The sequence below is a fragment of the Pseudomonas sp. Mb7 genome (assembly GCF_054790525.1).
Genome location: NZ_CP186501.1, coordinates 3,335,512 through 3,350,714, shown reverse-complemented (window position 1 = coordinate 3,350,714; position 15,203 = coordinate 3,335,512). Strand labels below are relative to the sequence as shown.

Sequence of the window (15,203 nt, the reverse complement as noted above, 5' to 3'; positions counted from 1 at the left end):
TGCTAGTCACTACGCTGTGGACTAGGGAGACGCCCGCCGTTGGAGGTTATTCCACGTTCGGAAAAATAAATACCGTTGTGTGGAATAAACCCGGACGAGGCGCGTCTTGCTGATTCTTCCTACTTGTGGCCATTGGCCCTGGAGTCCTTCATGGTTGATCGCACCTCACCCAATGCCTCACCGCCCGGCGGACCGCTGCGCCCGCCACTGAGTGCCGCGAGCCTGATATTGCGTCTGGGCGGCATTGCCGTGGTAGTCGCCGCGGTGGCCGGGGCGTTTGCCTACGTTCACGGTAACTTCGACCCACAACGCCTGACGCCAAAGGCGCTGGTCGATGTGCTGGAGAAGAACAATGGCGTGCATCCTGGGTTTCGTCGTAATCACGCCAAAGGCGTGTGCGTGATCGGGCATTTCGAAAGCAGTGGTGAGGCACGGGTATTCTCCACCGCGCAGGTGTTCAACGAGCCGCAGACTCCAGTGGTCGGGCGTTTTGCGCTGCCGGCGGGCAATCCCTATGCACCGGACAGCAGCGTGCCGATTCGCAGTCTGGCGTTGCGGTTCACCCAGGCTAACGGGCAGCAGTGGCGCACCGGGATGAACAGCATGCCGGTGTTCCCGGTCGGTACGCCTGAGGCGTTTTATCAATTGCAACAGGCGCAATCGCCAGATCCGGCCACCGGTAAACCTGATCCGGCGAAGGTCCCGGCGTTCTTCGCCTCGCACCCGGAAACCGTGCCGTTTTTGACCTGGGTGAAGACGGCCAAACCGTCGGCCAGTTATGCCACCGAAACCTATAACAGCGTCAACGCGTTTTATCTGGTCGACGCCAGCGGTAAAAAACAGGCCGTGCGCTGGAGCATGACACCGTTGGCGCGCGATGCTGCGGGCGCCAGTGCGCCTGAGGGCGGCGATTTTCTCGAGAAAGATCTGGTGCAACGGTTGTCGTCTGCACCGCTGCGTTTTCAGTTGAATATCACTCTGGCCAATCCCGAGGATCCGGTGAACGACGCCAGCAAGACTTGGCCGGCCGGGCGCAAAGTATTGAACGCGGGCACACTGGTGCTGGAAAAGACCCAGCCGCAATTGAGCGGCGAATGCCGGGACATCAACTATGACCCGCTGGTGCTGCCGGCCGGGATTCAAGGTTCCGACGACCCGTTGCTCGCCGCCCGTTCCGCCGGTTACGCCAATTCCTACTTGCGTCGCACCAGCGAAGTCAGTCAGTTGCCCGCCGCCAAACAGGAGGCTCGTCCATGAGCACTCAACCGACGCATTTCGCCCTGTTGGCGCGGCTGCTGCACTGGCTGATGGCGCTGATGATCATCGCCATGCTGTTTATCGGCGCCGGCATGGTCACCTCGGTGTCCGAGCGGCATGAATGGCTGATCCATCTGCACAAACCGTTGGGCATTGCGATTCTGGCGCTGGTGATCGTGCGTTTGCTGGTACGGCTCACCACGCGCCAGCCACCGTTGCCCGCCGATCTGCCGGGCTGGCAAGTACTGGCGGCCAAGGCGTCCCATCTGCTGCTTTACGCGTTGATGCTGGTGTTGCCGTTGCTCGGTTGGGCGATGATCAGCGCTTCTGGTGAACCTGTGATGCTCAGCACAACGTTGCAGTTGCCAGCGATCGTTCCGGCCGACGCGCAGTTGTTCGCGTTTCTGCGCAAGGCTCACGGGTATCTGGCCTATCTGCTGTTCCTGACGGTGCTGCTGCACCTGGCGGCGGCGCTGTTTCATGGCTGGGTCCGCCGCGACGAGGTGCTCGACAGCATGTTGCGTGGTCGCGATCGCAGCTAACCCGTTTGTGTGGCGCATCGTAGCGATGCGCCACGTTTCAGGGTCAGCCACCAGTACGCCAGCGCCACGGCGTTGATGCCGGCGCCGAGCAGGCACACGCCGATCCAGCCGGCCCACGCGTACATCGCGGTCGAGCCGATGGAACCGAGCGCGCTGCCGATCGAGTAGAACAGCATGTAACCGGCAGTGAGACGGCTTTGCGCTTCGGGGCGCACGCTGTAGATCATGCTCTGGCTGGTGACGTGCACGGCTTGCAGACCCAAGTCCAGGGTGATTACGCCGAGCAGCAATGCCCACAGCGAGGATTGAGTCAGGGCGATCGGCAACCATGAGGCGAGCATCAGCAACAGCGAAAGACCGCTGACCCATTGTCCGAGTCCGCGATCAGCCAGATGCCCGGCCCGTGCGGCTGCCAGTGCACCCGCAGCACCGGCGAGTCCGAACAGCCCGATTTCACTGTGCGACAGGGACAGTGGCGGCGCGGCTAGTGGCAGCACCATCGGCGTCCACAGCACCATCGCACTGGCGAAAGTCAGCAATGCGAGGATCGCGCGTTGGCGCAGTACCGGTTCTTCTTTGAACAGGCTGAATACTGAGGCGATCAGGGCGGCGTAAGTCGTAGTCGGTTGCGAGACCTCATCCTTCGGCAGAACACGCAACAGCAGCAACGCCATCAACAGTGTCAGCCCGGCTGACAGCAAGTAAATCGCTCGCCACCCAGCCAAATCGGCCATACCGCCGGCAACCGTGCGTGCCAGCAAGATGCCGACGACGATGCCGCTGGTGACCACCCCGACCACGCGCCCGCGTTGTGCCGGGATTGCCAGCGTCGCGGCATAAGCTACCAAGACCTGCGTCACTACCGCGAGCAGCCCTGTCAAGGTCATGCCAAGCAGCAGCCACGTACTGTCGGGCGCCAGCGCGATCATCAACAGCGCCGCTGCCGACAGCAGGGTTTGAGTAACGATCAATCGGCGCCGATTGAGCAGATCACCGAGAGGGACTAATAGCACCAGTCCGATGCCGTAGCCGATTTGCGTCAGGGTGATGACGATGCCGATGGTTGCCGGCGACATCGCAAACGCCTCGGCCATCGCGTCCAGCAATGGCTGGGCGTAATACACATTGCCCACGGCCAGACCGCAGGCCACGGAGAAAAGCAAAACGGCACTGCTCTTGAGAGGTCTCATTTCCCGCATCCTTTTAGGTTTCAAAATAAAACCTTTAGTACGGTATTGATTCGGGTTTTATTTTGCAACCTGTTTGCGCGAGATGGTGAATGGCGGAAAGCAAAAGATCGCAGACAAGCTGCGATCTTTTACAGAACGGAGGAGGGGATCAGCGCAAGGTATCAACCATGTCAGCGATGGTCGTCAGCACGTCTTTACCCAACTGTTTGGAGCGTTTACCCGACCAGCCGGTGACCTTGTCGGGATGGTCGTCGTGATCCTTGAACGGCATTTCCAGCGTCAGCGACAGGCAGTCGTATTTCTGGCCGACGCTGTTGCACGCCAGGGTCATGTTGGCCTGACCCGGTTCGTCGCGGGTGTAGCCGTACTTGGTCTGGAAATCTTTGGTGGTGTGTTTCAGGTGATTGCGGAAATGCTCTTCGAGCTTCTCGATACGCGGCGTGTAGCCCGGATTGCCTTCGCAGCCGGCGGTGAATACGTGAGGAATGGTTTCATCGCCATGGGCGTCCAGGAACAGATCGACGCCGTACTTTTCCATTTGCTGCTGGACGAAGAGCACCTCGGGACTGATCTCCTGGCTGGCGTTCTGCCAGGCCCGGTTCAAATCCTGGCCCATGGCGTTGGTGCGCAGATGGCCATGGAACGCGCCGTCCGGATTCATGTTCGGTACCAGGTACAGATCGGCACTGGCGAGCAGCTTGTTCAGCACCGGATCATCGTGCCTTTCCAGGCGCTCGATCACGCCTTCCATGAACCATTCGGCCATGTGCTCGCCGGGATGTTGCTGAGCGATGATCCAGATTTTGCGCTGGCCTTCGGCGCCAGTGCCTTTGCGCAGCAATTGAATGTCGCGACCTTCGACACTTTTACCGGTCGCCAGTAATTCGGTGCCGGCCTTGCTCAGCGCCTGCTCGATCAGCCAGTCGTGACGGCCACGGCTATAGGGTTCGAAGTAGGCGAACCAAGCGTGGGTCTGCGTGGCCTCGAGGCAAAAGCGCAGGCAGTCGCCCTCGTAAATAGTCGGCACGCGGAACCAGTTGACGTGATCGTAGGACGCTACGGCTTGATAACCGGGCCAGCCCTTGCTGTACGTGGATTGGCTGGCGTTGTTCAGGCGGAACCAGTGTTCCTGGCCGACATGCAGGCCGCTGGCCTTGAAGTGAAACCACTGGAAATGCGCGCTGCGAGTATCCGGACGAATGGCCAGAACCGGATTGAGCGGATTGCTGATGTCGATGACTTGGATGTTGCCGCTGTCGAAGTTGGCACTGATGTCGAACGAAGATTTGGCCACGGTCATAATCGATTCCTGAATATGATTTTTATGGCCGTTACTGTACACGCAGGCAGGGCTGAAACCGAGGGGAATTGCGGTGTGTGGCGGGGGGCGTCCTCCATGACGCGCAAGCAGCTTAGAGACTGTGCGATTGATTCTCAAGTGCTAATTGGCATTAGTTTGCCCCAATGTGGCCGGGCTTCGCTTGCCAACCAATATTCTTTTGATATTATCCGCGCCATCGAATTTGCAGCACCTAAAGACTTCATTAGCCTGAAGCCATAAGCCTGAAAAACGGGCAAAAAAAAGACCCGGCAAAAAGCCGGGTCAAAAACCGTGATTAGCCTGATGAGGAGATAGTCCAGAAGACCGACCTAAGGTCTCTGGTCCATCGACTGATCTCGCGACCAGCTGCTTGCAATAATAATCATTATCATTTGCAAGTCAAATGTTTTTACCTGCGCGATTGGAAAATTCTTTCCCGTCCGCCTGCACTTCCGTTTCTCAGGCTTCATCGCCATCGAGTGAATGGTCGACCATCGCCCGCGCCATATCCACCATATGCACCACTGAAAATGCCAGATCGCGACTCGCGCCTTGCAGGTTTTCGGCTGCCTTGAACGCCGTGGCTGCCGCGCAGCGCAACAGGTCCGAGGCATGCACCAGGGCTTCCTCGCCACTGAGATGGCGCCTGACATCGAAAAAACGCTCGTCGACCTCAGGTTCTGACACAGCTGGTTTCAAGTAATAGTCCAGCGCTCGTTGCGCCGCCGCATTGCCTTGGGGCGAGGTGAAGGTGGTGTCCATTTGCAGATCGGGCAAGTCTTTGCTGCTGATATTCATGATGAGGGGGCACTCCTTGGTCGATTGAAAATCCGTGCCTTCAGAATAGTACTCTGTGTAGTTGTGACGAGAATTTAAATACTACAATATGTGTTTTGCTGGCCGAAGGCGTCCACGTAAGGTGCTGCACATGGATAAATGGATTGAGTTGGTCAAGGCCAAGATGAGTGAACTCAAAATCACTCAAACAGAGCTCGGAGAGCGCGTCGGCATGTCCCAGGGCGGGATCGGCCATTGGCTGAACAAGCGTCGCGAACCCGGTATCACTGAAATGAACCGGGTGCTGCAAGCGCTGGGCATGGATTTCCTCGAAGTGGTGCTGGTGATCCGTGAACCGCAACCCACGTCCGAAGACGAGATGCCGCTGGCGCAGAAGTACAACCCGTACTTCCGTTACCCGGTCAGCGATTGGCAGACGACGTGCGAAGTGCGTGAAAGCGATCCGGCGTCCTACGGCAAGGCGTCCGGCAAACAGCGCTTCGAGCTGACGGATTACCACGCGCGCGGCCCGGCGTTCTGGTTGACGGTGACGGGAGATTCAATGACCGCACCGAGTGGCCAGAGCATTGCCGAAGGCATGCTGATTCTGGTCGACCCGGCCGCCGAAGCGCTGCCCGGTAAACTGGTGATCGCCCAGTGGCCCGACAGTACGGAGGCGATTTTTCGCAAACTCGACGAAGAGGGCGGCCAGCGTTACCTGGTGCCGCTCAATCCGACGTGGCCGAAAGCCCTGCTGACCGATGAGTGTCGAATCATCGGTGTTGTGGTGCAGGCAACGGCGCGTTACTAGTCAGATCGATCCTCGCCAGGCGTAGGATCGATCCTCCCGTTCATACTTCTTCCAGCTCAACCAAAGCGCTGCCTTCGCCAACCATTTCACCTTCCTGGCAATACAGCGCTTTGATCACCCCGGCATGCGGCGCACGGATGCTGTGTTCCATCTTCATCGCTTCCAGCACCACCAGTTGCGCACCGGCCTCAACCGATTGCCCGGCCTCGACCAGCACACGGACAATGCTGCCGTTCATCGGCGCGGTCAGGCCGCCCTGATGGCTGTGGCGGGCTTCGACGGCGCTGATCGGATCGTACGTCTCGATACGGCGCAACTCGCCTTCCCATTGCAGGTACAACGCATCGTCCTGGCGAATCGCACGCAACGTACGACGAACGCCCTCGTGCTCGACGATAAGTGCTTCGCCGGACAGTCTGGCGTGGTCGGCAGCATTCAGCGTCAAGGCGCGATCCTGCCCCTCGCAACTCAAATGCAGGGTGATTTCCGGCGGCAGCCCCGCACGCAAACCGCTATTGAGTGACCAAGGCGAAGCAGGGTCATCCTGGCGTGCGAGTTGTGGCAGGCTCTGCGCCACCGCTTGAGCCGCCGCCGCCCAGAACGCATCGCTCAGCGTGCCCGGTGCAGGCAGCAATTGCTCCTGGTAACGCGGAATAAACCCGGTATCCAGTTCCGCCGCCGCGAACGCCGGGTGCGCAATGATCCGCCGCAAGAAGTTGATGTTGGTTTTCAAACCGCCAATCGCAAACTCGTCGAGCATGCTCAACAAGCGCAACCGAGCCTGTTCGCGATCCTCGCCCCAGGCAATCAGCTTGCCGAGCATCGGGTCGTAGAACGGCGAAATTTCATCGCCTTCTTCAACCCCGCTATCCACCCGGCGCCCTGGCCCTTCGGCCGATTCGCGATACAACGCCAGACGTCCGGTCGCCGGCAGGAAGTCATTTGCAGGATCCTCGGCGTACAAGCGAACTTCAATCGCATGGCCGTTCAACGGCACTTGTTCCTGAGTGATCGGCAGTGCTTCACCACGGGCAACGCGGATTTGCCAGGCGACCAGATCAAGACCGGTAATCGCTTCCGTCACCGGGTGCTCGACCTGCAACCGCGTGTTCATCTCCATAAAGAAGAATTCACCGCGCGCATCCAGCAGGAACTCCACCGTACCGGCGCCGACGTAACCGATCGCCTGTGCCGAACGCACCGCTGCTTCACCCATCGCCCGCCGCAGTTGCGTGGACAGACCGGGTGCCGGCGCTTCTTCGACGACTTTCTGATGGCGCCGTTGAATCGAGCAATCCCGTTCATTGAGGTACAGGCAGTTGCCATGCTGATCGGCGAACACCTGGATTTCCACGTGACGTGGCTTGAGCAGGTATTTCTCCACCAGCATGCGCGAATCGCCGAACGACGACTGCGCTTCACGCTGAGCCGAGGCGAGGGCTTCGGCCAACTGGCTGACGTCCTCGACCACTTTCATGCCTTTGCCACCACCGCCGGCCGTGGCTTTGAGCAGCACTGGATAACCGATGCGTTCGCAGGCATCGCGGAAGGTGTCGAGATCCTGCGCTTCGCCGTGATAACCCGGCACCAGTGGCACACCGGCGGTTTCCATCAGTGCTTTGGCGGCGGATTTGCTGCCCATGGCATCGATGGCCGAGGCGGGCGGGCCGAGGAAAATCAGTCCGGCCGCTTCGATGGCACGAGCGAACCCGGCGTTTTCCGAGAGAAACCCGTAACCCGGATGAATCGCCTGCGCGCCACTGGCCTTGGCCGCTGCGATCAGCTTGTCGATCTGCAGATAACTGTCGGCGGCTTTGCTGCCGCCCAGGTCCACGCGAATATCCGCTTCCCGGCTGTGCCTCGCCTCACGGTCGGTGGCGCTGTGCACGGCAACCGTGGTCAGGCCCAAGGCTTTGGCAGTGCGCATCACGCGGCAGGCGATTTCGCCACGGTTGGCCACCAGCAGGGTGGTGAGAACAGGTACGCTCATCAACGCGGCTCCTTGGTGGTGGTTGCGGCTTGCCAGCTCGGCGGACGTTTTTGCAGAAAGGCGCGCAAGCCTTCCTGACCTTCAGGGCTGACGCGGATACGGGCGATGGCATTTTCGGTGTAGCGGCGCAGCGCCGGGGTCAGCGCGCCGTTACCGACTTCACGCAACAGATCCTTGCTGGCGCGCATGGCGGCGGGGCTGTTGAGCAGTAAATTGTTGATCCACTGTTCGACTTGCTGATCAAGTTCGGCAGCAGGATAGCTCTCGGACAACAAACCGATTTCCCGTGCACGTTGTCCGCCGAAACGCTCGGCGGTCAGGGCATATCGACGCGCAACGCGTTCGCCGATGGCCTGCACCACGAACGGACTGATCACCGCCGGCGCCAGACCGATGCGCACTTCCGACAGGCAGAACTGCGCGTCATCGGCGCCAATCGCCATGTCACAGCAACTGATCAGCCCCAGCGCGCCACCGAACGCCGCGCCTTGCACCACGGCCACTGTGGGGATCTTCAGCTTGGCGAGGTTGTACATCAGCTCCGCCAATTCGCGAGCGTCGTCGAGATTGGTGTGGTAATCGAGCTCGGCCGATTGCTGCATCCACGCCAGATCAGCGCCGGCACTGAAGTGCTTGCCACGTCCACGCACCAGCAGGAAACGCAGGCTGGCGTCGCTGGCGACTTTGTCCAGCGCGAGGATCAGCTCGCGGATCATCTCGGCGTTGAAGGCGTTGTTCTTTTCCGCGCGATTGAGCCACAGCGTCGCGAAGCCACGTGGGTCGCTGTGCAGTTCGAGGGTGTTGAAGTCACTCATATTCATCCGTCTCCACGGTTCCTGTGGGAGCGAGCTTGCTCGCGAACGCGTTGTATCAGTCGACATTTCCGCTACCTGACAAACCGTATTCGCGAGCAGGCTCGCTCCCACAAAAAATCACATCCGGAACACGCCGAAGCGGCTCGGTTCGATAGGCGCGTTCAGCGACGCGGACAAGGCCAGGGCCAGCACATCGCGGGTCTGCGCCGGGTCGATGACGCCGTCGTCCCACAGCCGTGCGCTGGAATAGTAGGGGTGACCCTGCTCTTCATACTGGTCGAGGATCGGTTGCTTGATCTCGGCTTCCTGCTCGGCACTGAAGGCCTGGCCACTGCGTTCAGCCTGTTCACGCTTGACCTGCACCAACACGCCCGCCGCCTGCTCGGCGCCCATCACGCCGATCCGCGCGTTCGGCCACATCCACAGGAAGCGCGGATCGTAAGCGCGCCCGCACATGCCGTAGTTACCGGCGCCGAAGCTGCCGCCGATGATCACGGTGAATTTCGGCACTTTCGCGCAAGCCACGGCCGTTACCAGTTTCGCGCCATGTTTGGCGATGCCGCCGGCCTCGTATTTCTGACCGACCATGAAACCGGTGATGTTCTGCAAAAACAGCAGCGGAATGCCGCGTTGGCAGGCCAGTTCGATGAAGTGCGCGCCTTTCTGCGCGGCCTCGGCGAAAAGGATGCCGTTGTTCGCCAGAATCGCGATCGGGTAGCCGTGCAGATGCGCAAAGCCACACACCAGCGTGGTGCCGAACAAAGCCTTGAATTCATCGAACACCGAACCGTCGACCAGTCGCGCAATCACTTCGCGCACGTCGAACGGCTGCTTGGCGTCAGCCGAGACCACGCCGTACAACTCATTGCTGGCGTACAGCGGCGCAATCGGCGCGCGTTGCTGCACGTCACCGAGTTTGCGCCAGTTAAGGTTGGCAACGCTGCGGCGGGCGAGGGCGAGGGCGTGTTCGTCGCTCTCGGCGTAATGGTCGGCGACCCCGGAAATCTTGCAGTGCACATCGGCACCGCCCAACTCTTCGGCGCTGACCACTTCGCCGGTCGCGGCTTTCACCAGTGGCGGGCCGGCGAGGAAAATCGTTGCCTGATTGCGCACCATGATCGCTTCGTCCGCCATCGCCGGCACATAGGCGCCGCCGGCAGTGCACGAGCCCATGACCACGGCGATCTGCGGAATGCCCATCGCGCTCATGTTGGCCTGGTTGAAGAAGATCCGCCCGAAGTGCTCACGATCCGGAAACACTTCGTCCTGACGCGGCAGATTGGCGCCGCCCGAATCGACCAGATAGATACACGGCAGACGATTCTGTTGCGCGATGGTTTGTGCGCGTAGATGTTTTTTCACGGTCAGCGGGTAGTACGAACCGCCCTTCACCGTCGCATCGTTGGCGACGATCATGCATTCGACGCCTTCAACCCGGCCGATCCCGGCAATCACACCAGCGGCCGGCACGTCTTCGCCATACACAGCGTGGGCGGCCAGTTGGCTGATCTCCAGAAATGGCGAACCCGGATCAAGCAAGCGGTTGATGCGTTCACGAGGCAACAGTTTGCCGCGTGAGGTGTGGCGTTCCTGGGCTTTCGCGCCGCCGCCCTGCGCCACTTGGGCGAGCAGGGTGTGCAGGGCGTCGACCTGTTTGAGCATCGCCGCGCTGTTGGCGGCGAACTCCGGCGAGCGGGGGTTGAGCTGAGTGTGCAGGGTAGCCATGGTCAGCTCCGTTAGCGGGTTTCGTTGAACAGTTCGCGGCCGATCAGCATGCGACGGATCTCACTGGTGCCGGCGCCGATTTCGTACAGCTTGGCGTCACGCAGCAAGCGGCCCGCCGGGAATTCGTTGATGTAACCGTTACCGCCGAGAATCTGGATCGCGTCGAGGGCCATTTGCGTGGCGCGCTCGGCGGTGTAGAGGATCACCCCGGCGGCATCCTTGCGGGTGGTTTCGCCGCGCTCGCAGGCCTGGGCCACGGCGTAGAGGTAGGCGCGACTGGCGTTGAGCTGGGTGTACATGTCGGCCACTTTGCCCTGGATCAGCTGGAACTCGCCGATGCTCTGGCCGAACTGTTTGCGGTCGTGGATGTATGGAACGATCAGATCCATGCACGACTGCATGATCCCGGTCGGGCCGCCGGAGAGCACGACGCGTTCGTAATCGAGGCCGCTCATCAACACTTTGACGCCGCCGTTGAGCACGCCGAGGATGTTTTCTTCCGGCACTTCGACGTCATCGAAAAACAGCTCGCAGGTGTTGGAGCCGCGCATGCCGAGCTTGTCGAATTTATTGCTGCGGCTGAAGCCTTTCCAGTCGCGTTCGACGATGAACGCGGTGATGCCGTGTGGGCCTTTTTCCAGATCGGTCTTGGCGTAGATCACGTAGGTGTTGGCGTCAGGGCCGTTGGTGATCCAGGTTTTGCTGCCGTTGAGGACGAAGCGGTCACCGCGTTTGTCGGCGCGCAGTTTCATCGAGACCACGTCGGAACCGGCATTCGGTTCGCTCATCGCCAGTGCGCCAACGTGCTCGCCGCTGATCAGCTTCGGCAGGTATTGGTTTTTTTGTTCGTGGTTGCCGTTGCGGTTGATCTGGTTGACGCAAAGGTTGGAGTGCGCACCGTAGGACAGCGCTACAGAGGCCGAACCACGGCTGATTTCTTCCATCGCCACCACATGCGCCAGGTAACCCAGACCCGCGCCGCCGTACTCTTCCGGCACGGTGATGCCGAGCAGGCCCATGTCACCGAATTTGCGCCACATGTCGGCGGGGAACAGGTTGTCGCTGTCGATCTGCGCGGCGCGCGGAGCGATCTCCTTGGCGACAAAGGACTGAACCTGATCGCGCAACATGTCGATGGTTTCACCGAGGGCGAAGTTCAGGGATGGATAGCTCATGGGTCACCTTTTGGCTTTTTTGTAGGGTGGGGAGGGCGGTCACTCAGCTCTCACCTTTACGTTAACGTAAGCCTGCGATGGATGGCTGTCAATCACCCTTTACGTTAACGTCAACTTGAGCGAGAGTAAGGGCAGTTCAAGATTGAAAGCTGATTGGTTTTTGTAGGAGTGAGCCTGCTCGCGATGGCGTCGTGTCAGTCGACGTAAATGTTGACAGTTGGATCGAGATCGCGAGCAGGCTCACTCCTACAAGTGACCGTCGGCAACCCATAAATAAAGACAATAGGGGTCGTCATGGATCAACCCAGTGCAAACCCGCAGCGCAGCTATACCCGTGGATCTCAGGACAAAGCCTTGCTGGCGATGACCATCGGGCAGAAGTTCGATCACACCGCCGCGCAATACCCTGACGGCGAAGCGCTCGTCGTGCGCCATCAGCAGCTGCGTTACTCCTGGCGACAACTGGCCGATGCGGTGGACCTGCACGCCAGAGCGCTGCTCGCCCTGGGTTTGCAGGCCGGCGATCGCCTCGGTATCTGGGCGCCGAACTGCGCGCAGTGGTGCGTCACCCAAGTTGCTACGGCAAAAATCGGCGTGATCCTGGTCAACATCAACCCGGCCTATCGCAGCTCCGAACTCGAATACGTGCTCAAGCAATCCGGCTGCCAATGGCTGGTCTGCGCCGGGGCGTTCAAGTCCTCCAACTACCACGCCATGTTGCAAGGGTTGGTGCCGGAACTGGCCGAGCAACCCATCGGCCAATGGCGCAGCGAACGCCTCCCCGCACTGCGTGGGGTAATCAGCCTTGACGCGCAACCACCGTCAGGTTTTCTGCCGTGGTCGCAACTGGCCGATCTGGCCACCAGCATCTCTCCCGATCAACTGCGCGAACGCAGCGACAGCCTGCACTTTGATCAACCGGTGAACATCCAGTACACCTCCGGCACTACCGGTTTCCCCAAAGGCGCAACCCTCAGCCACTACAACATCCTCAATAACGGCTACATGGTCGGTGAAAGCATCGGCTTGACCCCGCGCGATCGTCTGGTGATCCCGGTGCCGCTCTACCACTGCTTCGGCATGGTCATGGGCAACCTCGGCTGCATCACCCACGGCAGCACGATGATTTACCCCAACGACGCGTTCGATCCGTTGCTGACCCTGCAAACCGTCGCCGAAGAAAAAGCCACCGGCCTTTATGGCGTACCGACCATGTTCATCGCCATGCTCGACCAGCCGCAACGCGGCGAATTCGATCTGTCGAGCCTGCGCACCGGAATCATGGCGGGCGCGACGTGCCCGATCGAAGTGATGCGTCGGGTGATCAGCGAGATGCACATGAGCGAAGTGCAGATCGCTTACGGCATGACCGAAACCAGCCCGGTGTCGCTGCAAACCGGCCCGACCGATGAGCTGGAATTGCGCGTGACCACCGTCGGCCGCACCCAGCCACAGCTGGAGAGCAAGATCATCGACGAAGCCGGCAACCTCGTGACGCGCGGCACCATCGGCGAACTGTGCACCCGTGGTTACAGTGTGATGCTCGGTTACTGGAACAATCCGCAAGCCACCGCCGAAGCCATCGATGACGCGGGCTGGATGCACACCGGCGACCTGGCGAGCATGAACGAGGAGGGCTACGTCAACATTGCCGGGCGCAACAAGGACATGATCATTCGTGGCGGCGAGAATATTTACCCGCGTGAGCTTGAGGAGTTTTTCTTCACCCATCCGGCCGTGGCGGATGTGCAGGTGATCGGCATTCCGTGCTCGCGTTACGGTGAGGAGATTGTTGCCTGGATCAAATTCCACCCCGGCCACAGCGCCTCGGAGCTGGAGCTGCAAACCTGGTGCAAGGAGCGTATCGCGCATTTCAAGACGCCACGGCATTTCAAGTTCGTTGAAGAGTTTCCGATGACGGTGACGGGCAAGATCCAGAAATTCAGGATGCGTGAGATCAGTATCGAAGAACTGAAAACAATCGAGCGTTAACCACCACTCCTGTGGGAGCTGGCTTGCCAGCGATTGCGGTGGATCATTCAATATTGATGCTGGCTGACCTGACGCCATCGCTGGCAAGCCAGCTCCCACAGGGATTTGGGGGGATTGAGGAATTATAGAAAGCACAAAGGGGAGCCGAAGCTCCCCTTTAATTTTGTCGTCGCGTGCTCTTTTTTATTATTGAGGGTCGGTCTGTTGTTGTTTTTGGCAACCGTGGCCCTTTACCGCTGTTTTTGGCGACCCCCATCCGGGGTCAAGAGCAAACGTATTTTTTTGAGCGCTGATCTACTTTCTCGCTAAGCGATCCAACCGATTCGGGAGCTACCTGAAGGTAGTTTTATTGTTCTCTGCCCGGTTGCGGGTCACTCCTGAGAGCACCCTGAAAAGCACACCTTCTCCAAAAAAATCTGTTAGCTGCGTCTCTGCCGTGTTGTTTTTGTTATGTCAGAGTCGGTACGTCTTATTTTTATTGGTTTGCTGCTTTTTATTCTTGTTATGCCATAGAGATAGCAGAAGCCGTGCCAACTTTTAAAAATCCTTATAAATCAATAGTTTGAAAATTTCAGAGATTTTTCACTCCGACGAAACCAGACAATTTGTTTCCGTGTTACTCGCTTGAACCCACATTCCGGACACAGCGGTAACACCTTCCCCCCTCACTGCGCGCTACGAGCCTTGGCCACGCGCGAACCGCTCGGGCGGCCGAGCACCGCGCTGATCTGCTGACCCGCAGCAATCAAGGCGTCCAGGTCGATACCGGTCTCGATACCCAAGCCGTTGAGCAGGTACACCACGTCTTCGGTAGCAACGTTACCGCTCGCGCCTTTGGCGTACGGGCAGCCGCCGAGGCCCGCGATAGAGCTGTCGAACACCGAGATGCCCTCGAGCAGGCTGGCGTAGATATTGGCCATGGCCTGACCATAGGTGTCATGGAAGTGCCCGGCGAGCTTGTCGCGCGGAACCTGCGCCGACACCACTTCGAACAAGCGGCGAGTCGCGCCAGCGGTGCCGGTGCCAATAGTGTCGCCCAGCGAAACCTCGTAGCAGCCCATCGCATACAACTCGCGCGCGACCATCGCCACTTGTTCCGGCGCGACCGTGCCTTCGTACGGGCAACCGAGCACGCAGGACACGTAACCGCGCACGGTAACGCCGTGCTGTTGCGCCGCTTCCATGATCGGTGCGAAGCGCGCCAGGCTTTCGCTGATCGAGCAGTTGATGTTGCGCTGCGAGAACGCCTCAGACGCGGCCGCGAACACGGCGACTTCCTTGACCCCTGCGGCGATGGCATCTTCGAAGCCACGCAGGTTCGGCGCCAGTGCGCCGTAGGTCACGCCCGGCTTGCGCTGGATCTGTGCAAACACTTCGGCCGAACCCGCCATCTGCGGGACCCATTTCGGTGAAACGAAACTTCCGACTTCTATATAGCCAAGGCCGGCAGCGCTGAGTGCATCGACCAGTTGCACCTTGTCGGCCACGCTGATCGGTTGGGCTTCATTCTGTAGGCCATCGCGGGGGCCGACTTCGATCAGGCGTACTTGGGAGGGGAGGGACATGACGGTTGACCTGTTGTAGTTATCTGAAGTCTGCGGATATCCC

At 59.8% G+C, this 15,203-nt stretch carries 13 protein-coding genes; 5 read left to right on the top strand and 8 right to left on the bottom strand.

The window, feature by feature from the left end; all coding sequences use genetic code 11:
- Nucleotides 1-150 precede the first annotated feature (150 nt).
- Nucleotides 151-1,257 carry a catalase family peroxidase gene (locus ACOYXH_RS15020; RefSeq protein ID WP_460409743.1) on the top strand — a complete coding sequence of 369 codons (1,107 nt, stop codon included), beginning with the start codon at nucleotides 151-153 and terminating at the stop codon, nucleotides 1,255-1,257.
- On the top strand, nucleotides 1,254-1,799 hold the full coding sequence (locus ACOYXH_RS15015) for a cytochrome b (protein WP_093434126.1): 546 nt from the start codon (nucleotides 1,254-1,256) through the stop codon (nucleotides 1,797-1,799). Before ACOYXH_RS15020 ends, ACOYXH_RS15015 begins: the two co-directional genes overlap by 4 nt.
- Here the strand turns inward: ACOYXH_RS15015 and ACOYXH_RS15010 are convergent.
- Both ACOYXH_RS15010 and ACOYXH_RS15005 read right to left on the bottom strand, forming a co-directional pair.
- Entirely contained in the window at nucleotides 1,796-2,989 is a 1,194-nt protein-coding gene (locus ACOYXH_RS15010) for an MFS transporter (RefSeq protein ID WP_320413195.1), read from the bottom strand. The two genes, ACOYXH_RS15015 and ACOYXH_RS15010, sit on opposite strands and share 4 nt — an antisense overlap.
- A gap of 148 nt (nucleotides 2,990-3,137) precedes the next feature.
- Nucleotides 3,138-4,289, bottom strand: a complete 1,152-nt coding sequence (locus ACOYXH_RS15005; RefSeq protein WP_095050788.1) for a M14 family metallopeptidase — start codon at nucleotides 4,287-4,289, stop codon at nucleotides 3,138-3,140.
- Nucleotides 4,290-4,385: 96 nt separating this feature from the next.
- Between ACOYXH_RS15005 and ACOYXH_RS15000 the strand changes: the two genes are divergently transcribed.
- Nucleotides 4,386-4,550 (top strand): hypothetical protein, encoded by a 165-nt coding sequence (locus ACOYXH_RS15000; protein ID WP_156685516.1) that lies wholly within the window; start codon nucleotides 4,386-4,388, stop codon nucleotides 4,548-4,550.
- A 219-nt stretch (nucleotides 4,551-4,769) separates the two neighbouring features.
- Here ACOYXH_RS15000 and ACOYXH_RS14995 read toward each other — a convergent pair whose 3' ends face one another.
- Complete coding sequence (locus tag ACOYXH_RS14995; protein WP_093434137.1) at nucleotides 4,770-5,108, bottom strand: DUF6124 family protein; 339 nt, start codon at nucleotides 5,106-5,108, stop codon at nucleotides 4,770-4,772.
- A 130-nt stretch (nucleotides 5,109-5,238) separates the two neighbouring features.
- On the opposite strand from ACOYXH_RS14995, the gene ACOYXH_RS14990 reads away from it, so the two are divergent.
- A complete protein-coding gene (locus tag ACOYXH_RS14990) occupies nucleotides 5,239-5,898 on the top strand; it encodes a LexA family protein (RefSeq protein WP_095050787.1) in 660 nt (219 codons plus the stop codon).
- Nucleotides 5,899-5,938: 40 nt separating this feature from the next.
- On the opposite strand, the gene ACOYXH_RS14985 is transcribed toward ACOYXH_RS14990, so the two are convergent.
- From ACOYXH_RS14985 to ACOYXH_RS14970, 4 genes are all read right to left on the bottom strand, one after another.
- Nucleotides 5,939-7,888, bottom strand: coding sequence for an acetyl/propionyl/methylcrotonyl-CoA carboxylase subunit alpha (locus ACOYXH_RS14985; protein ID WP_095050786.1), 1,950 nt, complete (start codon nucleotides 7,886-7,888; stop codon nucleotides 5,939-5,941).
- The gene (locus ACOYXH_RS14980) at nucleotides 7,888-8,703 is read right to left on the bottom strand and encodes a gamma-carboxygeranoyl-CoA hydratase (protein ID WP_460409742.1); all 816 of its coding nucleotides are present in this window, start codon (nucleotides 8,701-8,703) and stop codon (nucleotides 7,888-7,890) included. The genes ACOYXH_RS14985 and ACOYXH_RS14980 overlap by 1 nt, the downstream gene beginning before the upstream one ends.
- A 117-nt stretch (nucleotides 8,704-8,820) precedes the next feature.
- A complete protein-coding gene (locus tag ACOYXH_RS14975) occupies nucleotides 8,821-10,428 on the bottom strand; it encodes a carboxyl transferase domain-containing protein (protein WP_460409741.1) in 1,608 nt (535 codons plus the stop codon).
- Between the two features lie 11 nt (nucleotides 10,429-10,439).
- Complete coding sequence (locus ACOYXH_RS14970; RefSeq protein WP_449123064.1) at nucleotides 10,440-11,603, bottom strand: isovaleryl-CoA dehydrogenase; 1,164 nt, start codon at nucleotides 11,601-11,603, stop codon at nucleotides 10,440-10,442.
- Between the two features lie 294 nt (nucleotides 11,604-11,897).
- Between ACOYXH_RS14970 and ACOYXH_RS14965 the strand changes: the two genes are divergently transcribed.
- Nucleotides 11,898-13,595, top strand: a complete 1,698-nt coding sequence (locus tag ACOYXH_RS14965; protein WP_460409740.1) for an AMP-binding protein — start codon at nucleotides 11,898-11,900, stop codon at nucleotides 13,593-13,595.
- Nucleotides 13,596-14,260: 665 nt separating this feature from the next.
- Here ACOYXH_RS14965 and ACOYXH_RS14960 read toward each other — a convergent pair.
- Entirely contained in the window at nucleotides 14,261-15,160 is a 900-nt protein-coding gene (locus ACOYXH_RS14960; RefSeq protein ID WP_095124471.1) for a hydroxymethylglutaryl-CoA lyase, read from the bottom strand.
- Between the last annotated feature and the right edge of the window lie 43 nt (nucleotides 15,161-15,203).